Raw genomic sequence first — 19,634 nt, forward strand, 5'->3', positions numbered from 1 at the left:
CAAACTCTTCCCTGAGCCGCCGGAACAGTTTCAGCGTGAATTGCGACAGCCGGATGTTTTCCGGGATCGAGAACTGCTGGCGGATTGAGGCGCAGGACAGCGTGGTCGCGGCGCGGGAAAATTGCGGGTCGCGCTCGACAAGCGCGATCGAGCCCGAAAACCCTTCCTCGCGCAGATAATAGGCGACCGAGGAGCCGACGATGGCTCCGCCGATGATGACGATGTCGTAATGCACCTTTTGGCCCTTCCGATCTGAACCGCCGCGTCACGCCGCCGGCAGGATGATCTCGAAGCGCGTGCCGCTCGCCGAGTCAACCAGCCGGATCGTGCCATCATGCGCTTTCAGGAGGGCCAGCACGATGCCGAGGCCCATGCCGGTGCCGCCGGAATCGCGGCGCGTGGTGAAGAACGGCTCGAAGATGCGGCCTCGGTTGCTGGGCGAAATGCCGGCGCCGTCGTCGTCCACCACAATGGTGGCCTTGCCGTCCGCGCTTGCGGCCGTGATCGAAACCAGCGTTGCGCCGTGCCGCGCCGAATTGTCGATGAGATTGGCCAGCACGATCGCCGCGTTTTCGGCCGATATGCGCAGACCGATCTGGGCGCCCGCCTCGAGGCGCAGCGCCAGCCTGTGGTCGGCCGGCAGCAGCGCCAGTGCAGCAGTGAGCGACGTGTTTTCGCCGCTCGGTTCGAGATTTTCGGCGCGCGCCAGGTCGAGCAGGCGGCGCACCAGAAGGTTGAGCCGGCCGGCATCGGTGACGATATTGTCCGAAAAACGCCGCCGCTCGGCCTCGTCCATCGCGCTGCCCGAATCGCGCAGCAGTTCGGCGGCCCCCTGGATCGCCGTCAGCGGCGATTTGAGCTCGTGCGAGACGTGGGTGGCAAAGGTCTGGATGCCGTCGGAGCGTGCGTGCAGCTTTTCGGCCATGTCGAGGAAAGCAGCAGAGAGTTCACCCATTTCGCGCGTGCCGTGGTGATCGAGCGGCCTGATCGCCGCGCGGTCGCCGGCGGCGATGCGTTTCGTGCGTTCCATCAGCGCATAGATCGGACGGCTGACGGCGCGCAGGAAGACCAGCCCGATCAGCAGCGCGCCGCCGAGGATGGCGATTGCCGCCAGCGCCACCTTGCCGCGCTCGCCATAGAGATGCTTGACGATGTTGTTCGGCGTCCGCGACAGATAGACGACGCCGGCGACCTTGCCGGAGACCGCAACCGGCATGGCGACAAAGACGCGAACCTTGGTGCCGCGGCTGACCGAATAGAGCGGCGGCGACGGCTGGTCGGGAACCCGCAGCCTGAGCGCGCTGGCGTAGCGGCCGGCAAGCGCTGCGCGAACCTCGTCGACAGCGGCGAGCGACAGGCCGGCCTCCTCACGGCCGGCGATGACCACGCCTCTGGGATCGAGCAGCCGGAAGCCGGCGAGCGTGGTCTTCTGTGTCTCGGCAAGAATGCCCGACAGGCGTGCGCCGATTGCAGCGAAGGCGGGATCGGCGCTGGCCGCGGTGGCCGCGGGCCGGGTCGGCAGGATCCCGTCGGACGCAAGATCGAGGCGCGGTTCGATTGGCTGGTAGGGAGAGGCCCGATCGCTGGTGCTGGGTGAAGGCACGGGTGCGCCGAGCTTTTCCGGGGCAAGGCCGGCCTCACGGACCTCTTGCGCATAGATCGCGCCAAGGGCGGCGCCTTGGGCGATCAGCTCGGCCTCGGTCTGCCTGATCAGCTGGTTCTCGTAGAGCCGGAAGAAAAACAGGCCGGCCAGCGGCAGCGCCATCACCATGATCAGGATGGCAATGACGACCGTGGCAAGCCGTGGCCGCCATTTGCTGCCAACCCATTTTTGGGCGCTCAACTCCCGCATTTACCCAGCCGAAAACCGACGCCATGCACCGTCTCGATCGCATCGACGCAGCCGACGGCCGCCAGCTTGGCGCGGATATTGCGGATATGGCTGTCGACGGTGCGGTCTGCGACATGGATATTGGCCGCATAGGCGTTGGCCATCACCATGTCGCGGCCAAGCACATGCGCCGGCCGCGCCAAAAAGCCTTTCAGGATCGCGAATTCGATCGACGTCAGCGCCAGCGGCTTGCCGTCGAAGCTGGCTGTATGGCTTGCCGGAACCAGCAACAGTCTGCCATGCGAGAATTGCCGGTCGTCGGCTGGTTCCGGCGTGGGCCGAGCGCGGCGCAGAATGACGTTGACGCGGGCGACCAGCTCGCGCGGGCTGAACGGCTTGGTGACATAATCATCGCCGCCCATCTCCAGCCCGAGCACGCGGTCGATCTCTTCATCCCGCGCGGACAGGAACAGCACCGGCAGGTCGGATGTGTGGCGCAGCCGCCGGCACACTTCCAGCCCGTCCATTTCCGGCATGCCGATGTCGAGCACGACGAGATCGGGCGCATGGCGCTCTATCGCCTGCAAGGCAGCCGCGCCGTCCTGCACCGCCAGCGTTTTCATGCCGGCCTTTTCCAGCGCGAAGAAGATGATTTCGCGAATGTGCGGGTCGTCGTCGGCGACCAGTATGTGGTGCGGCATCAAATCAGCGGCCCGGCATGAAGGGTTCGGACATCGGAGGAACCACGAACGGGCCACGCCTGTCGAGGGCGCGGTTGAGCCGCCAGTCACGAAAGCTCCAGCCCCGCCAGTTCTCCTGGCCGGCGCGGAAGCGTGCTTCGTCCTGTGCATACCAGCCGGCGAGTTCGCGGATGGAGGCATCCTCCGCGGAAACCGTCCTGCTCTGGTGCTGGACGAAGCGATCGAGCGCCGGCAAGGCGCCGGGCCCGAGCGAGCGCAAGTACCAGACGTCGAGCTGGGTGCCTTGGCCGGTCATTTCGAAGCAATGGTCGACATTGTAGTTGGCGATCAGCGCGGCAAAGTTGATGAACGAGCAAGCATAGAGCGTCGCCGATAGCGTCAGAAGATTGGCGGCAAGCAGCCATTCGTTGGACTTTTCGCGCGCGATGCGGGCCATGATCAGGACAAGGCCCGCCGCCACCAGCCCCATCCAGACGAACGCAGCGACACGCCAATAGGTCAGCGCATAGATACCGATATAGAGATCGAGCCGCAGGATCGACGAGATCACCAGGAGGATGTTCTGCGCCACCCAGGCATAAACCAGCCGGCGGATGAGCGGATCGCCGGAGGTCGCGCTTCCCGGCCGCAGCGCCGCCAGCACGAAGCCGGCGGCCAGCAGCGCCGTGACGATCAGCGGATAGGCGCCGCGATGCGCGTAGGCGGCATAGGTCAGCCCGTCGGGAAGCGCGATGCCGCCCCACAGATAGGTGGCGTCGAGTGCGCTCTGCACCGCGAACAGGATGTTGAAGACGACGAGCGCGCGGAGGATAGCGGCCTTGCCGAAGACGATGTCTTCGATCGTGGGACTTATGGCTGGCCTCGTCGGTGTGCTGGCAGGCGTTCCCAACCGGGGAATATGCCGGAGAAGCCGCGGCAGGCGCGGCCGCAGAAAGGCCCATACGCCGGCGAGCGCGAATAGCCAGAAGGCAAGACGCGGCAACTGCATGAGGTTGAGCAGGGCGAAGAGATCAATCAGCGAAAACCAGTATTCGATGACGGGATTGGCGGCGCCGAACAGCGCGAGGAACACTGCGCCGAGGCCCAGCGGGATGACCCAGACGGCGATCGCCGCAAGGCGCACGCGCCGCCGGCCAAGCCGCCGCGCCGCCGTGCGCCAGCGGAAGAAATCAAGACCGAGCCGAAATGGCGTTGCAACCAGGAACAGCGAGAGTTGGCCGGCAATACGGGCAAGGCCGCGCCGCAACCGTCCGGCCAGTGAAAGCGCGAAGATGGCCAGCCCCGCCAGCGCGATCGAGACGGACAGTGCGCTGACATTTTCCACAAGCGGCAGCAGCGCCATGAGCAGCGCAACCGGCTTGAACCAGAATTTGCCATCGTTGAAGGAGCCGAGAGGATGGAGAGCCATGCTCGCCGCGGCAATCGCAACGCCGAACAGGAAAAGCGTGATGCCCGCCGGTTGGCCATAGAAGAAAAAATCGGCCAGCGCGACGAGCAGGACGGCAACGCCGAAGCGGTTGCAATAGCTCGGCGCCGCCGGGAGGAATACTATCATGATCGGGCTTTCTCGGCGGCTTTGATGCGGCCGGTGGGCGGGGATTTCCGGACGAAAGGGAGGAGGTTTACCGAAGTCCGGGGCGGATCGACGAGCCACCAGCTTTCGCGGCGAAGCCGGTACGGCAGGGACCAACGGGAGTTCGTTTGCTCTTGCATGCCGCCCTTGTCGCATCCGGTCGGGTGGCAAGCGGGGCGGAGACGAGGAGATTTTCCGAAGTTGCGTGCAGTTTTTATGCACGGCTTGCCTCGGCCGGCTGCAGACGGCATAGATCGGAGATGACCACCGAAAGCTACCGCCCGCGCCGCTCGGTGCTTTACGTCCCGGCTTCGAACGACAAGGCGCTGGCCAAGATCCAATCGCTGGCCTGCGATACCGTCGTCATCGATCTCGAGGACGCCGTCGCCCCGGCCGACAAGCCTTCCGCGCGCGAAAAGCTGGTGGCGATTTTCGCCGGCCATTCCAACCGGCGCTGCGAGATGGTCGTGCGCATCAATGCGCTGTCGAGCGAGTGGGGCGGCGCCGACCTGCTGGCCGCGGCAAAATGCTCGCCCGACGCCATCCTGCTGCCCAAGGTCGACACGCCGCGCGACATTCTCGAGGCCGGCGACGTGCTCGACGACAATTTTATCGCCGACGAAGTCAAGCTATGGGCGATGATCGAGACGCCCAAGGCGCTGCTCAACATCGGGCCGATTGCCGAGCTCGGCCGCGATCCGGGCTCTCGCCTGGTTTGTTTCGTTGCCGGAACGAACGACCTGGTCAAGGACACCGGCATTCTCGCCACGCCCGACCGGCGTTATCTCGTTCCATGGCTGATGCAGATGGTGCTCGTGGCGCGTGCCGGCGGCCTCGACCTGCTCGATGGCGTCTTCAATGATTTTCGCGATATGGACGGGTTTGCGCGCGAGTGCACGGAAGCGGCCGCCATGGGTTTTGACGGCAAGTCGCTAATCCATCCGGCTCAGATCGAAGCCGCGAACCGCGCCTTTGCACCGTCGCCCGAAGCAATAGCCGAAGCGCGCGCGGTCAAGGATGCCTTCGCGCTCGCCCAAAATACCGGTAGGGCGGTAGTTGCGCTGAACGGCAAGATGGTCGAGCGGCTGCATCTGGCGCAGGCCGAAAAACTGCTGGCGAAGGCCGCCGCTGTTCGCGCATGACTAACGCAACTGACGACAGGATTGAAGAATGAAACTCTACCGTTTTCTGTCCGGTCCGGACGATTCCAGCTTCTGCCACAAGGTGACGGCGGCGTTGAACAAGGGCTGGCACCTGTTCGGCTCGCCGACCTATGCCTATGACCAGGAAGCCAAGACCATGCGCTGCGGCCAGGCCGTGGTGAAGGACATCGAGGGCCAGGAATACGGCCCCGACACCAAGCTCAGCGACTGGTAGGGAGGTTCGCTGAAGCGCTCGTCCTTCGTCATCCTAGGGCGTAGCAGTCGCGAAGCGACGTCGCGGAGTACCCTAGGACCCATGCCGTTACCTCTGCCGAAGGGCACGGCGGATCAGGATTAGTGTGAGCTACCACCGATCGGGATAGCCCCGTTACCCAGAACGGGATGATGAGCGGTCGGTTCTGCGCCGCCGGCGCACTGCATCACTATCACGGCATGGATCCTGGGGTCTGCGCCGCGTCGCTTCGCTCCTTGCTCCGCCCCAGGATGACGAGGAGCGGGGTCGCTCACTCTGCTGCTTCCTCGATCTTCTCCATGTCGTCGTCCGACAGGCCGAAATGGTGGCCGATCTCGTGGATCAGCACGTGGGTGACGATGTCGCCCAGCGTTTCCTCGTTCTCGGCCCAGTAGTCGAGGATGGCGCGACGATAGAGGGTGATGCGGTTCGGCCCCTCGCCGGTCTGCGGATTCCAGCGCTCGGCGATGCCGCGCCCCTCGAACAGGCCGAGCAGGTCGAAGGGCGTTTCCAGCGAAAGGTCGTCCATGATCTCGTCGGTCGGGAATTCGGCGATCTGAATGACGATCTCGCCGGTCAACTTGCGAAAGTCCTCCGGCAGATGGGCATAGGCCTCCAGCGCCAGGAGCTCGATTTCCTCCATCGTTGGCGAAAGCTGGTCGTGCCAGATGCGTGTTTGGTAGATGCGAGCCATGCTTTGTCCTTTGATCCCGGCATATAGGCTTTCAGGCCGGACTCGGCAAATGGTCGGGCTGGAGTGCCCGTGCCATGCCCCCACTACAGGAATAAATTCCCCATGACTCCGCTTGACTCTTCGGGCGACCTCTGGAATCCTAGAGAACATAACAGGAACAAGTGTGAGTGGAAGCTGACCGTCATGGCGACAAGCGCCGTGGCGCGGGAGACTGTTTTTGCCCTGCGCCGCCAGATCGCGAAGATCGAAGGGACCTTGCCCGAGCGCCTGGAGGCGCCGGCCAGTTCGTCGTTTGACGCGGATGTCCCTCGTCAGAGTCTGACACCCTCTCGGCATCCGACACCCGCTCGGAATCTGACCATTGTCCGGCGCGGCCTTGCCGTGGCGCCGCCCGATGCGTTTTTGCGCACCGGCGCCGAGCGCCTCGATGCCGCGCTGAGCGGCGGCCTGCCGAAGGCGGCGGTGAGCGAGTTTCATGGCGCCGCGACCCGCGATGCCGGGGCCGTTGCCGGTTTTGCCTTGTCGCTCGTCAGCCTGATCCTCAGCCAGGGGCCGCAATTGCCGGTGCTGTGGATCGGCACATCCGAGGTTTTCCGCGAGGCCGGCTTTCCCTATGCCAGGGGGCTTCACGCCTTCTTCGGCATCGAGCCGGAGCAATTGCTGTTTTCCGAGGCGCCAAGGCTGCTCGATGCGCTGTGGATCGCCGAGGAGGCTGCCCGGATGACGGCGCTGGCCGCCGTCATCCTCGAAATCCGCGGCAGCCCGCAGCGGCTTGACCTCACCGCGACGCGGCGGCTGCACGCCCGCGCGCAGAGTGCGGGCCGGCCGCTGTTCCTGCTGCGCCAGGCCGGCGAGCCCGAACCGACGGCAGCGCCCGTCCGCCTCATCCTGTCGGCGGCACCGGCGGCAACGCGTAAGACGCTTGCCGGGCCGCTCGCCGGCTCGATCGGCCGGCCCGCCTTCACCGTCGCCATCGGCAAGAGCCGCACGGCTTTGCCCGGAAAATTCACACTGGAGTGGAACCCCGATGAACGCATATTCGAAGAAAGACGGGGCGAGCAAGGAAGGTCTCAGGAATGGGCCCCAGAACGGCCAAAGAATCCTATCCTTGTGGTTTCCGCATCTCGCCGCCGAGAGGATCCTGCGGCAGCGTCTGGGGCGGTCCTGGCGTTCCCGGCCGTCGGATCACCTGCCGCTGGTGATCAGCCATCGCCAAGGGAACACCCAGCGCATCGCCGCCCTCGACGAACGGGCCGAGGCGCTTAATCTGAAGCGCGGCATGGGCATAGCCGACGCACGCGCCATGCATCCCTCGATCGACATCGTGGAGGCCGATCCGGAGGCCGACCGGCGCCTGCTCGAAGGCCTCGCCGACTGGTGCGACCGCTACACCCCGCTGGTGGCGCTTGACGGGACCGACGGCCTCTATCTCGACGTCACCGGCTGCACCCATCTTTTCGGCGGCGAACGCTCGATGCTGGATGATATCCTGTCGCGTTTTTTCCATCAGGGCTTCGATGTCCGCGCCGGGCTTGCCGCCACGCCTGGTGCTGCCTGGGCGGCGGCGCGGTTTGCTGGCGACCGCATCGTGCCCGATGGTGGGGAGGAAGCGCTTCTCGCGCCCTTGCCGCTGGCGGCGCTGCGCATCGACCCGGAGGTACGCGCCAGCCTCGAAAGCGTCGGCCTGCGCACGGCGGGCGCCGTCATGGCGGCACCGCGCGCGCCGCTGGCCCGCCGCTTCGGCGCATCGCTGCTCTTGCGCCTCGACCATGCGCTTGGCCGCCTCGAGGAGGCCGTGTCGCCGCGCCTGCCGGTGGCACCGCTTTCGGTCGAGCGTCACCTTGCCGAGCCGATCATGCTGACCGAGGACATCGAGCGGCTGACCGGCATGCTGGCGACCACCTTGAAGAGCGACCTCGAGCGTCGCGGCGAGGGCGCAAGGCGGCTGGCGCTGCTGCTTTTCCGCGTCGATGGCGGCGTCAGCCGCATCGCCGTCGGCACCTCGCGGCCTCTGCGCGAGCCGCGGCTGATCCAGAAATTGTTCCACGAAAGGCTTGCCGCGCTCGAACAGGATATCGACGCCGGCTATGGCTTCGATCTCGTGCGCCTTTCGGTGCTGACCGCCGCCGCCTTCGACATGCAGCAGGCCGACCTTGCCGGCGAGACGAGCGACGACGGTGCCGATATCGCGCTTTTTGCCGACCGCATTCGCGCCCGGCTCGGCGAAGGCGCGGTCTTGAAGCCGGTCGCCGTCGAGAGCCATTTGCCGGAGCGCGCCGTCGCCACCCTTCCCTTCACGGAGGTGCCGCAGAGAAGCTCGCCGCCGAAGCAGCCGGACAAGGCGAAGGACGCTCCCACGACCGTCTTCCAGCCGGAACGGCCGATCCGGCTTTTCCGTTCGCCCGAGCCGATCGAGGTGCCGGCCACCGAAATGCCGGAAGGCCCGCCTTTGAACTTCCGCTGGCGGCGCGCGCTCTATCGGGTCGCGCGCGCCGAAGGGCCGGAGCGCATCGCGCCGGAATGGTGGCGAGGGGCGGCGGGACGAGAAGATGCCCCGACCCGGGATTATTTCCGCATCGAGGATGCCGACGGCCGCCGTTACTGGCTCTATCGCCAGGGGCTTTACGGCGCCTCGCAGCCCTCGCCGCGCTGGTTCATGCATGGGATCTTCGCATGAATGCGCTGACGGCCAACCCCTATGCCGAATTCGGCATCCAGTCGAACTTCTCGTTTCTGCGCGGTGCCTCGAAACCGGAGGAGCTGGTGGTCGCGGCAAAATTCCTGGGGTTTTCGGGGATCGGTCTCGCCGACCGCAACACGGTGGCGGGCGTGGTGCGCGCCTGGCAGCAGGCCAAGGTGGAGGGTGTTTCCTATCATCCCGGCTGCCGCCTGGTTTTTTGCGACGGCACGCCGGACATCCTCGCCTACCCGCAGGATCGCAAGGGTTGGGGTCATCTCTGCCGCATGCTGACGCAGGCCAATCTGCGTGACGAGAACGAAAAAGGGGCGACGCTCCTCAAACAGAGCGATCTTCTCGAATGGGGCGATCTCCTGTCGCTCGCCATACTGCCAGATGTGTCGGCGGACGCGGAAACCAGCCTCGCACTCCTTAGCCGGCTCAGGGATCGTTTCGGTGAAAACCTGCGGCTTGCGGTTTCGCCGGATTACCGCGGCAACGACCGCTTCCGTATCGAGCAGGCGGCGGCGATGGCGGATCTGGCCGGCATCCCGTTGATGGCGACCAACGATGTTCTCTACCATACGTCGGAACGGCGCCCGCTGCAGGACGTGCTGACGGCGATCCGCCTCAATGTGCCCGTCGCCGAGGTGGGGCTGGAGCTGGCGGCCAATGCCGAGCGTCACTTAAAGCCGCCGCTGGAGATGGCACGGCTTTTCCGCAGGCATCCGCAAGCGCTGGCGGAAACGCTGCGTTTTGCCGGCGAGCTGACCTTCTCGCTCAGTGACCTGCAATACAACTATCCCGACGAGCCGACGGAATCGGGTCTTGGGCCGCAGGCCGAACTGGAAAGGCTGGCCAAGGAGGGAGCCGCCATCCGCTACCCCTCGGGCGTGCCCGCTTTTGTGACGCAGCGCATCGAGGAGGAGCTCGCTCTGATCGAGCGTCTGAACTACGCGCGCTATTTCCTGACTGTCCACGACATCGTCAAATTCGCCCGCAGCCAGAACATTCTCTGCCAGGGGCGCGGCTCTGCCGCCAACTCGATCGTCTGCTTCTGCATTGGCATCACCGAAGTCGGCCCGGACAAGATCGAAACGCTTTTCGAGCGCTTCATTTCCGAGGAAAGAAACGAGCCGCCCGACATCGACGTCGATTTCGAGCATGAAAAGCGCGAGGAGGTCATCCAGTACATCTATTCCAAATACAGCACCAAGCGCACCGCGCTGGCCGCCGCCGTCGTCAGCTACCGGGGCCGCTCGGCGATGCGGGAAGTGGCCAAGGCGATGGGCCTGTCGGACGACGTCCGGGGCGCGCTGTCCAGTTCGATCTGGGGCTGGTCGACCTCGGAGCTCGGCGAAAAGGAGACAAAGGCCGGCGGCCTCGATCGGACCGATCCATCGACAAGGCATGTGATAGAATGCGCCAACGAGATCATGGGCTTTCCCCGTCATTTGTCGCAGCATGTCGGCGGTTTTGTCATCACCCGGGACCGGCTCGACGAGATCGTGCCCATCGTCAAGACGGCGATGGACGAGCGCAAGATGGTCGAGTGGGACAAGGACGATCTCGACGCGGTGAAAATCCTTAAAGTGGACGTGCTGGCGCTCGGCATGCTGACCTGCCTGCAGCGCGCCTTCACCCTGCTCCAGGATCATTATCCGCAGGCGCGGGACGAGTACGGCCTGCCCTATGTGCTGGCCACTCTGCCTGCCGAGGACAAGCATGTCTACGACATGATCTGCCGTGCCGACACGATCGGCGTCTTCCAGATCGAATCGCGCGCGCAGATGTCGATGCTGCCGCGGCTGCGGCCGAAAAGCTTTTACGACCTCGTCATCGAGGTGGCGATCGTGCGGCCCGGCCCGATCCAGGGCGACATGGTCCACCCTTACCTGCGCCGCCGGCAAGGCAAGGAGAAACCCGAATATCCCAAGCCGGAACTGGAAAAAATACTCGGCAGGACGCTGGGCGTGCCGCTGTTCCAGGAGCAGGCGATGAAGATCGCCATCGTTGCTGGCGGCTTCAGGCCGGGCGAGGCCGATGAACTGCGCCGCGCCATGGCGACATTCAAGCGCACCGGCACGATCGGCAATTACCGCAAGAGAATGGTCGACGGCATGGTCGCCAAGGGCTACGAAAAAGACTTCGCAGAGCGCTGCTTCAAGCAGATCGAGGGTTTTGGCGAATACGGCTTTCCCGAGAGCCACGCCGCCTCCTTCGCCCTGCTGGTCTATGCCTCCTGCTGGTTCAAGACCTTCTATCCCGACGTGTTCTGCGCCGCGATCCTGAATTCCCAGCCGATGGGGTTTTACCAGCCGGCCCAGCTTGTCCGCGACGCGCATGACCACGGCGTCGAGATCCGCGAGGTCGACGTCAATTTTTCCGGCTGGGATTGCGCCTTGGAGAAATCGCCTTTCGATCCGGATCGTATCCTTGACCGCCATGCCCAGATGCGCGGCGTCATCCGGACCAGCCATGCCGTCCGGCTCGGCTTTCGGCAGGTCAAGGGCCTGTCGAAGGAGCGCATGGAAGCGTTTGTGTCGAGGCGCGGCGCCGGCTATGCATCCGTACGCGACGTCTGGCTGCGCTCGGGCCTCAACGTCGACGAGATCGAAAAACTGGCGCAGGCCGACGCTTTCCGGTCGCTTGGATTGAACCGTCGCGACGCTCTATGGGCGGTCCGCGCGCTCGACGGCAAGAGTGCCGCCGAAAAGCTGCCGCTGTTCGACCAGCCGGCGATCCGCTTGCGCGATCTGGAGCCTGCAACCAGGCTCCCGACAATGCCGCTCGGCGAGCACGTCGTCCACGACTACCGCTCGCTTGGCCTGTCGCTGAAGGCGCACCCGGTCGCCTTCCTGCGTCAAAGGCTGGATCGTTCCGGCGTCACGCCCAATGTGCGGCTCGGCCAGGTGCGGGACGGCCGGCGCGTTTCGGTCGCCGGCCTCGTGCTGGTGCGGCAGCGGCCGGGCAATGGCAAGGCGATTTTCCTGACGCTGGAAGACGAGAATGCGGTCGCCAACATCATTTTCTGGGAAAGGACTTTTGACCGCTTCCGCCCCATCGTCATGGGCGCGCGTCTCATCCGCATCACCGGCAAGCTGCAATCGGAATCTGACGTCATCCATATCGTCGCCGAGAAGGTCGAGGATCTGACGCCGTGGCTGTCGGTGCTGCTTGAACAGGCAAGGCCCGCGGACAGACTGTCGAGCAGTGTAGACGAGGCTCAGCCTGACACCATCGCGCAAACGGAACTATTGGGAAAGGCGGAGAAGGTCATGCCCAAAGGGCGCAATTTTCAATAGAGGCGCGAAAGATCGCGACGGAGCGGCTCTGAACCGCAGCACTCAGGGCGTTCCACCAAGGCGCGGCGGCGGTGGCATGGCATCATCTATGGTGATGACACGCGCTTCCGATGGCAGCATGATCGGAATGCCGTCCCGCACCGGATAGGCAAGCTTTGCCACCCGCGAGATAAGCTCGCCGCGCTCCGGATCCCAGGCGAGCGGCCCCTTGGTCAGCGGGCAGGCCAAGAGTTCCAGCAGTTTGGGGTCGACGGTCCTGTTCCCGTCACGTCCATCCGCCATTCGATCCATCCTTTCCACAAGGCAATCGGTTAAGGTTTCGAGCGCGGACTTCCCCTTCTCCCCCTTGTGGGAGAAGGCAAGAACCTACTGCAAACTCGAACCGAAATCCTCATTGTCGCGCGCCAGCGCCATTTCGGTGATGGCGATCAGGGTCTCGGCGCGTGTCTTCAGATCGGCCGCTTCGAGCAGCGCCTGTTTCTCGGCCGGCCCGTAGGGCGCCATCATCGACAGTGCGTTGACCAGCATGGCGTTTTCGGCGCGGCTGACGCTTTCCCAGTCGGCCTCCAGATCGTTAGCCTGCAGATAGGCGCGAAACGCTTTGAGCAGCGCCGGCCGGTCGATCTCGGCGTCTGCCTGCTCCTCGTCGAGATCGGCGAGAAAGGGTGCCAACCGGCACTGCCGGAACGGTGTTTTGACCGTGAGCTCCTGGACAATACGGAACCGGCACACGCCCTGCAGCGAAATCAGGTAACGGCCGTCGCCGCTCTCGGACAGCGCAATGATGCGCCCGGCGCAGCCGACATTGCAGAGCTCCGGCTCGCCGTCGGGACGCAGCGCACCGTTAAGGCTGGGCTGGATCATGCCGATCAGCCGCGGCCCGGCGATCGCCTCGTCGACCATCTGCAGATAGCGCGGCTCGAAGATGTTGAGCGGCATGCGGCCTCCCGGGAGCAGCAATGCGCCCTCAAGCGGAAAGATCGGCATGGTCGACGGTAAGTCCGCAGCGAGCCGGTAATGCGCGTTTCCCGCCTGCACCTCAATCCTCCGATCGCTTTGTCAGGAAGCGCACAAAATCCGTCTCCTCCCGGCCGGCACAAGGCGCAACACCGGAAACCTGAAATCGAACGCCGTCCGAAAACCTAATCTGGCGCAGCCGCGGCCTACCGCAAGCCCGCGCGACAAAACAGTCTGCGCCGGCTCAGGAAAACAGCAGCGACGACAGTTTGCGCCGTGCCGACAGCGTTGCTTCGTCGGTCATGCCCCATGCCTCGAAGAGCTGCAGCAACTGGGTTCTGGCGCCGTCGTCGTTCCACGAGCGGTCGGCCTTGATGATCGCCAGCAGATTGTCGGCCGCCGCCATGCGATCACCCTTGGCGTTCTGGATCATGGCAAGCTCGAACCGTGCCTGGTGATCCCCGGGATTTTCGGCCAGCCGCCGTTCCAGTTCCGCCGGATTGCCGAGCACTGCTGCTTGCGCGGCGAGCGCCATCTTGGCCCGCAGCGCGGCGAGCTGGGGCGCATCCTTCTTTGCTTCCGGCGCCCGCGCCAGCACCGCCTCGGCACCTTCGGCATCGCCGGCCTCGAACAGCAGATCGCCCAAGCCAGCGATCGCCTCGATTGTCTCCGGCGCCTGTTCCAGGATGGCATCGTAAATGTCGGCCGCCGTCTGCACGTCCCCGGCGTCGCGCGCTTCGGCGGCCGCGGCCAGCGCCTCGGCAACTTGCGGCGCACCGCCGTTCTTGCCGCCGACCTTCTGGATGAATTGCGTGATCTGACTCTCGGGAATGGCGCCCATGAAGCCGTCGACCGGCTGGCCGTCCTTGAAGGCAATGACCGCCGGTATCGACTGGATGCCAAGCTGGCCGGCGATCGATGGATGGTCGTCGATATTCATCTTGACCAGCTTGACCTTGCCACCGGCGGCTTTCACCGCCTTCTCCAGCAGCGGCGTCAATTGCTTGCAAGGGCCGCACCACGGCGCCCAGAAATCGACCAGCACCGGCTGGTGACGCGATTCCTGGATCACGTCGGCGGCAAATCCAGCGGTCGTTGTGTCCTTGATGACGTCGGCCGGCGCCTCCGCAAGCGCGACCTTCTCACGCGCGGCATCGGTGCCACCATATTGCACGGTGGTGGCATACCGGCCGCCATTGCTGCCAAATGGGCCGCCAAAGGGGTTGCTATCACTCATCTCGTCGCCTTTCGGTCGCGCCGCCGGCCAAGGGACGGGCGCAACATCCTTCTTTAGAACCCGGTTTCAGTCACCCATGTGGCGATCATGCCGAGACTTTCAAGATAACAGCATCATGTCCGGTTGCCTCGACGAACTTGACCAGGTCCGCGGCAGCGATGGAAGTCGTCGCTTCGTTGGTCAGCGGGTGGGCATTGACCACCGCATGGCTCATCAGCTCCTCGTCCAACACGACCTTGATCCTTCGCTCGGTGTCGTTGATCAGCCCGAACACCGTCACCGCGCCCGGGACGACGCCGAGAAGCTCCATCAGCATCTCCGGCCGGCCGAAGGACACGCGCCCGCCAGCGCCGATCAGATGGTGTATATGCTTGAGATCGACCACCGCCTCCTCGCCGACGCTGACCAGGAAGAAATTGTCCTTCTTGTCCTTGAGGAACAGGTTCTTGGTATGGCCGCCGGCAATCTCGCCGCGCAGCGCCTGCGAATCGGCGACCGTGAACAGCGGCGGATGCCGCCGCGTCGATACCTCGATCCCGAGTCCGGCGAGAAAGGCGAAAAGTTCGGCTTCGGTCTTCGGCATCGGTCTTTCTTCTGATGGCCCGCTTTCAACTGCTTGTTCGACTAACGCCGTTTACGGCCAATGATGCTGCCAAGACAAGCCCGTCGCGCAACGCGGGGGCGATTGCCTTGCGACGTCTCGCAGGAGGCTTGTCCGCATTGTCGACGAAGCAAAAAGCCTGCGAATTCCCTGTTGCAATCGCCGCGCTCTTCAGCCATATAGGCGCGGCTTGCGGCCCAAAAGCCGCGCGAGCGGGTGTAGCTCAGGGGTAGAGCACAACCTTGCCAAGGTTGGGGTCGAGCGTTCGAATCGCTTCACCCGCTCCAGTTTCCTTGAGGGGAACCAAGCGATTAAGAGGCGCCTTTCGGGGCGCCTTTTGCTTACGTGGCGAAAAGAGTGTCCCTGCCATGAGCGATGCGCGGAAAGCCGCACTGTGACCAGCAGGTGTCACAGCTCTTCTATTCCGTTGTGCTAGCTTTTTTTCTGCGCCGAATAGTGTGCGACTGCGCGACGGCCATTTTCAACTCGGGCGTGATCTCCAACGGTGCATTCTCTGCCCCATGTTGGTTCTGTAGCCCCTGGACCTGGACGGTCGGAAATGGGAGTTCGATGCCCTGTTCCTTGAAGACCTGGCGGAGGCGTACATAAAATTTGCGTTTCATACCGAAGGCACCTCCCGGCTTGGTTGTGGCCTTGACCCTCAATACGATGCCGTATTCGCCGAACTCCTGTACGCCCTGCATCTTGATCGGGTCGAGCACCCAGTGTTTGAACTCGGGATCTTCCGCCAGTTCGAGGCCGATCCGCTTGATCAGCTTGCGAGCGAAGTCGATATCGGTGTCATAACCAACGGTGATGTTGAATTTGTCGATAACCCAGTCACGGCTCTGGTTCTGGACTGCCCCGAGTTCACCGAAAGGTATTGTGAACAGCGGACCACGATGGTGGCGCAGCTTCACCGAGCGCAGCGAAAAGCTTTCCACAGTACCCTTGTAATTGCCCGATGAAATGTATTCGCCAACACGGAACGCATCATCGAGCAGAAAAAACACGCCTGAAATGACGTCCTTGACAATGGTTTGTGCCCCAAAGCCCACGGCGACGCCGACGACGCCAGCGCCGGCGATCAATGGGCCGATCTGGATACCCAGCGAGGCGAGCATCATAAGCACCGCCATCACGATGATCGATGCGAGCAGAATATTCTGGAGGATCGGCAAGAGCGTATGCAGCCGCGCCTGCTGCGGATCGAGGATCGGGACGTCCTCGTCGCTGATCACAGGGTGCGGTGTTTCGATGCCCAGCTTTCGTTCGATCAAAGCTTTGATGATCGACCAGCCGAAGTCGGCGGCAAGGGCAATGACCACGACATTGATCAAGCCGCGCAATATGAATGTTGTCGTCGTATCGCTGTCCCGCATGGATTGCATGTCCAGACCCCAGACACGTGCGAGAAGGTAAGCCGCCGCCAGGATGAAAATCATTCGGATTCCGCGATCGATGACAGCGATCGTCACCGCCGGGATCGTGGGCCGGCCGACATCTTCCGAACCTGGCCGCAGAACGAAATTAACCCCGCGCTGCGTCACCACGATTGCCAAAGGCAGGAAGAATGCGGCGAAGGTGAACCAGAAGTATGTATAAAGGCCGGCGATACGCTGCAGGAACAGGACGACGAAATAAGCAGTCAATAGCCATGTCGCTTCCGTGTGACCGATGTGGCGCGCACCGTCTCGCTGCGTTCTTGGCCGACGCCAAATGGCGAGCAGCAGGAGCAGCAGCAGCACGAAATCGGCGACCAGTGACAGGACCGTCATTCCGTCCTGATCGATGCCGAGACCTGGCAAGAGGATAAACGCGGCGCCGAAGAAGGCGAAGACGCCGACGATCCGGGGTAGCCAATAGGACCAATGGTCAGCCGCTTCGTTGGTGATCGGCAAAGCACGAACCTCGACGGCGTTCTCGACGTTCATGAAGGAAGGGACGAGCGTCGCCATGACGTACATGCGCACACCCCATGTAACGACTGCCGCCATCAGAAATGTCAGTACAATCTCGCGGATAAGCATCGGCCAGTCGAACAACATGAACGCGCCGGCGCTGCCCAGTGCGAAAGAGACTATCAGCATGCTGGAATAAAGCAGGCGGCCACCAATCTTCTTGGCTCGCCCAACGGGCGTATCCTTCGGTTGCGCGATAATCCAAAGACGAAATGGACGGGTGAGCTTGAACGTTGCCCAAGTGAGTGCCAGGCCGGCAGCGATGAACATTGCAATCAGCACAAATACGCCGGCGGGCCCCCTGCTGGACATATCCTCCATCGTCTCTGCCCGAACGCGCGCGAACTGGCCTGGCAGCAAGGGCAAAGTTCGCACGATTCTTTCGATATGATGCCTGATCCCATCGAGCGTCGAGGATGCCATCGTATTCATCTGGCCTGGTGCGGCCACGGCGCCGGACGATGCGTCGGTCGGCGAAGCCCCTCTCTCGGCGGGCGCTCCCGTTGACCCGGCGTCCTGATTTCGCTGTTCGGCCACCCAGGCCTTCACTGACGGATCGTCGAGAAGCTCGAACAATTGTTTGACCCTTTCAGGCGGGACGGTCGCCGGCGCCTGCGCTTGCGCCTGACCAGCCAACAAAAGGGCGATCCCAAAGACGAGCGGCCTGGCAATCAGGGCAAACATCGCAGTCAGGTCTCCGAGACGCCGTGCCGGGCGCGCCAGGTTCCTGGCTCCAAATCGTCGAGTCATGAGTGGCATCGTGCTGTTAACCTTCCGATCAGATCGGCGAGCAACGACATCTATGTCCGTTGTTGCCCTACCTTGAAGAAACCGATGTTGCGGTGCAAGACGTCACCGTTCCGAGCCAGACCGCTGTGCCGGGTACGTGGCGGTGTTTATTTAGCCGCCGGGGGCAGGGCATTCCGACCTCGGCCCAGGCCTCCGGCCGTTCTATGAACTGGGCATCGACGTTAAATCTCAGGAACTGATTTCCTGAGATGACCAGGACAGACCTTTGGCGGTCACTCGGTGGTCAACTGCTTCGCGCACCGCTGCGGACATTCGAAACCATGATGTTGCTTGAGATGCAATGCGCTTCCGGGTCGGCACTGCCATGCGGCAAATCAGGCCGGGAGCCGCCACATTCGCACACGACCTGTACCACGCAATTCCGTTTCCTGGAGTGGGTCGCAAGCAAAATTTGGTCCAAGCAGTTGATGAGTTGCATCCGAAATGCGGATTTCATCGGGCTCCGCGGACGTTTGGATACGTGCGGCGAGATTAACGGTGTCGCCCCATAGGTCATAGGCAAACCGCCTTTTGCCTATGACGCCCGCCACGATTGGTCCTGAGTGAATTCCAATTCTGAGTCTTATCGGTTCTCCTGCGAAGCGTTCGCGCTTAACCGCCTTCCGCAGTTCAAGTGCATAGTGCGCAAGGGCTTCCGCATGATCGGATCGCGCGGTAGGCAGGCCAGCGACCACCATCACACAATCGCCGATTGTCTTGATCTTTTCGCAGCCGTATCGCTCCGAGAGCAGATCCGCCGCCTTGAAGAAGTAATTTAAAATAGCGAGCGTCGTCACGGCTCCGACGCTCCGCGCTCTTTCCGTAAAGCCGACGATGTCGGCAAAAAGCACACTCACCTCCGCATGGTTGTCTGCAATTTGTTCGTGCGCTTTTAGCCGCTCCGCGATCGACGCCGGAAGAATGTTGAGGAGTAGGGCTTCGGCGCGCTGGTATTCACGCGACAATCCCTCTTGGCTCGCCCTCAACGCCTCGTTTGTCGATTGTAATTTCTCGTTGAGTTGACGCTCCCTCTCTTGCAGAAGCGTCATTTCATAAGCCTTCTGTTGAAGCCGCTGCCTATTGTCGCGTTCGGCAGTGGCGTCAAGAAAGAGCAGCCACACGCAGGCATTGTCAGCAAAAAGATGGAGGTCCGCGACACGCCCGCTGGGCAGTTCGACCATGGCCATATCATATGGAAGCTCCGGGCAAGGCAATAAACCTTCCATGAATTCAAGCTGCTCGGCAACAGGCTTACCTATGCGAACTGACGAGAGTCCGTAATGGTTAACGTTACCGCCCTTCGCAGCTATGCAAAGCTGGGCGTCGATTTTCAGATATGCGACCGAGCGCTCCTTGTAGAAGAAATCGTAAATCCAGCTTCTAACTTCTCTTGGCAAGACATCCATGGTTTATTTGCTGACCATCGAAGCAAGTTGACGAAACGCATCATCAACATGTTCGCCCGAAAGCGCACTTGTCAGATAGATTTGCCATCCAAGTTGCCTCAGTTCGTCAATTTCACTATCCGATATTGCCCATCGATCGGCCAGATCGGATTTGTTGAACAGCAATACAAACGGCATAGCGCCGAATTCAGCCTCGGCCCGCTCGCGCAACGTGAGCGCAACGGCAAGAGTAGCAGCGCGTGTTCCATCGACGACAAGCACGAGCCCACTCGCACCTCGCACATAGCTGACGCGGAATGAGCCGATATCGTCTTCGCCGGCCAAATCCCACAAAATCAGATCCACGGTTTTGTCCGGGAATGCGACACTCTTCTTGTCGATTTTCACTCCCACCGTGGTCAAGTAGGTTTCTGAAAAGATGCTTTGCACAAACCTGCGAACCAGACTCGTCTTTCCGACAGCGAACCCGCCCAACATACAGATCTTCTTTTGCAATATCCTGGGCTC

At 62.8% G+C, this 19,634-nt stretch carries 17 protein-coding genes and 1 tRNA gene; 6 read left to right on the forward strand and 12 right to left on the reverse strand.

Annotated features, from left to right (window positions below):
• The 4 genes from NKH33_RS22495 to NKH33_RS22510 all read right to left on the reverse strand — a co-directional run.
• On the reverse strand, nt 1-235 hold a 235-nt coding region (locus NKH33_RS22495; RefSeq protein WP_352921562.1), incomplete at its 3' end, for an FAD-dependent oxidoreductase.
• A gap of 30 nt (nt 236-265) precedes the next feature.
• Nucleotides 266-1,852 carry an ATP-binding protein gene (locus NKH33_RS22500; RefSeq protein ID WP_352921564.1) on the reverse strand — a complete coding sequence of 529 codons (1,587 nt, stop codon included), beginning with the start codon at nt 1,850-1,852 and terminating at the stop codon, nt 266-268.
• A complete protein-coding gene (locus NKH33_RS22505) occupies nt 1,840-2,532 on the reverse strand; it encodes a response regulator (protein ID WP_352921566.1) in 693 nt (230 codons plus the stop codon). The genes NKH33_RS22500 and NKH33_RS22505 overlap by 13 nt, the downstream gene beginning before the upstream one ends.
• A 4-nt stretch (nt 2,533-2,536) precedes the next feature.
• Nucleotides 2,537-4,087: a DUF4153 domain-containing protein gene (locus tag NKH33_RS22510; protein WP_352921567.1), complete on the reverse strand. Its 1,551-nt coding sequence runs from the start codon at nt 4,085-4,087 to the stop codon at nt 2,537-2,539.
• Nucleotides 4,088-4,365: 278 nt separating this feature from the next.
• Between NKH33_RS22510 and NKH33_RS22515 the strand changes: the two genes are divergently transcribed.
• Together NKH33_RS22515 and NKH33_RS22520 are read left to right on the forward strand one after the other, a co-directional pair.
• Complete coding sequence (locus NKH33_RS22515) at nt 4,366-5,247, forward strand: HpcH/HpaI aldolase/citrate lyase family protein (RefSeq protein WP_352921569.1); 882 nt, start codon at nt 4,366-4,368, stop codon at nt 5,245-5,247.
• A 28-nt stretch (nt 5,248-5,275) separates the two neighbouring features.
• Nucleotides 5,276-5,482, forward strand: a complete 207-nt coding sequence (locus NKH33_RS22520) for a DUF1737 domain-containing protein (protein WP_352470863.1) — start codon at nt 5,276-5,278, stop codon at nt 5,480-5,482.
• Nucleotides 5,483-5,771: 289 nt separating this feature from the next.
• On the opposite strand, the gene NKH33_RS22525 is transcribed toward NKH33_RS22520, so the two are convergent.
• Complete coding sequence (locus tag NKH33_RS22525) at nt 5,772-6,194, reverse strand: metallopeptidase family protein (protein WP_023680515.1); 423 nt, start codon at nt 6,192-6,194, stop codon at nt 5,772-5,774.
• A gap of 183 nt (nt 6,195-6,377) precedes the next feature.
• Here NKH33_RS22525 and NKH33_RS22530 point away from each other — a divergent pair, with 183 nt between their 5' ends.
• From NKH33_RS22530 to NKH33_RS22540, 3 genes are read left to right on the forward strand one after another with little or no spacing between them, the layout of a single operon-like run.
• A complete protein-coding gene (locus tag NKH33_RS22530; protein ID WP_352684438.1) occupies nt 6,378-7,460 on the forward strand; it encodes an ImuA family protein in 1,083 nt (360 codons plus the stop codon).
• Nucleotides 7,393-8,871: a DUF6504 family protein gene (locus NKH33_RS22535; RefSeq protein WP_352921571.1), complete on the forward strand. Its 1,479-nt coding sequence runs from the start codon at nt 7,393-7,395 to the stop codon at nt 8,869-8,871. Before NKH33_RS22530 ends, NKH33_RS22535 begins: the two co-directional genes overlap by 68 nt.
• Nucleotides 8,868-12,176 (forward strand): error-prone DNA polymerase, encoded by a 3,309-nt coding sequence (locus tag NKH33_RS22540; protein WP_352921573.1) that lies wholly within the window; start codon nt 8,868-8,870, stop codon nt 12,174-12,176. Before NKH33_RS22535 ends, NKH33_RS22540 begins: the two co-directional genes overlap by 4 nt.
• A 42-nt stretch (nt 12,177-12,218) precedes the next feature.
• Here the strand turns inward: NKH33_RS22540 and NKH33_RS22545 are convergent, their stop codons facing one another.
• From NKH33_RS22545 to NKH33_RS22560, 4 genes are all read right to left on the reverse strand, one after another.
• Nucleotides 12,219-12,458 carry a Trm112 family protein gene (locus tag NKH33_RS22545; protein WP_023675986.1) on the reverse strand — a complete coding sequence of 80 codons (240 nt, stop codon included), beginning with the start codon at nt 12,456-12,458 and terminating at the stop codon, nt 12,219-12,221.
• 84 nt (nt 12,459-12,542) lie between these two features.
• A complete protein-coding gene (locus NKH33_RS22550) occupies nt 12,543-13,214 on the reverse strand; it encodes an LON peptidase substrate-binding domain-containing protein (RefSeq protein WP_352470870.1) in 672 nt (223 codons plus the stop codon).
• Nucleotides 13,215-13,377: 163 nt separating this feature from the next.
• Nucleotides 13,378-14,370, reverse strand: coding sequence for a thioredoxin (gene trxA, locus NKH33_RS22555; RefSeq protein ID WP_352458335.1), 993 nt, complete (start codon nt 14,368-14,370; stop codon nt 13,378-13,380).
• Between the two features lie 85 nt (nt 14,371-14,455).
• On the reverse strand, nt 14,456-14,953 hold the full coding sequence (locus NKH33_RS22560; protein ID WP_352921575.1) for a prolyl-tRNA synthetase associated domain-containing protein: 498 nt from the start codon (nt 14,951-14,953) through the stop codon (nt 14,456-14,458).
• Between the two features lie 230 nt (nt 14,954-15,183).
• On the opposite strand from NKH33_RS22560, the gene NKH33_RS22565 reads away from it, so the two are divergent.
• Nucleotides 15,184-15,258, forward strand: a tRNA-Gly gene (locus NKH33_RS22565).
• A 132-nt stretch (nt 15,259-15,390) separates the two neighbouring features.
• Here the strand turns inward: NKH33_RS22565 and NKH33_RS22570 are convergent.
• The 3 genes from NKH33_RS22570 to NKH33_RS22580 all read right to left on the reverse strand — a co-directional run bounded on the left by NKH33_RS22570 (nt 15,391) and on the right by NKH33_RS22580 (nt 19,622).
• A complete protein-coding gene (locus tag NKH33_RS22570) occupies nt 15,391-17,616 on the reverse strand; it encodes a mechanosensitive ion channel family protein (protein ID WP_352921577.1) in 2,226 nt (741 codons plus the stop codon).
• A gap of 440 nt (nt 17,617-18,056) precedes the next feature.
• Nucleotides 18,057-19,127, reverse strand: coding sequence for an adenylate/guanylate cyclase domain-containing protein (locus tag NKH33_RS22575; RefSeq protein WP_352470874.1), 1,071 nt, complete (start codon nt 19,125-19,127; stop codon nt 18,057-18,059).
• A gap of 3 nt (nt 19,128-19,130) precedes the next feature.
• Complete coding sequence (locus NKH33_RS22580) at nt 19,131-19,622, reverse strand: Rab family GTPase (protein WP_254818889.1); 492 nt, start codon at nt 19,620-19,622, stop codon at nt 19,131-19,133.
• Nucleotides 19,623-19,634 lie beyond the last annotated feature (12 nt).

It is taken from the genome of Mesorhizobium sp. M1182 (genome assembly GCF_040318335.1).
Classification (GTDB): domain Bacteria; phylum Pseudomonadota; class Alphaproteobacteria; order Rhizobiales; family Rhizobiaceae; genus Mesorhizobium.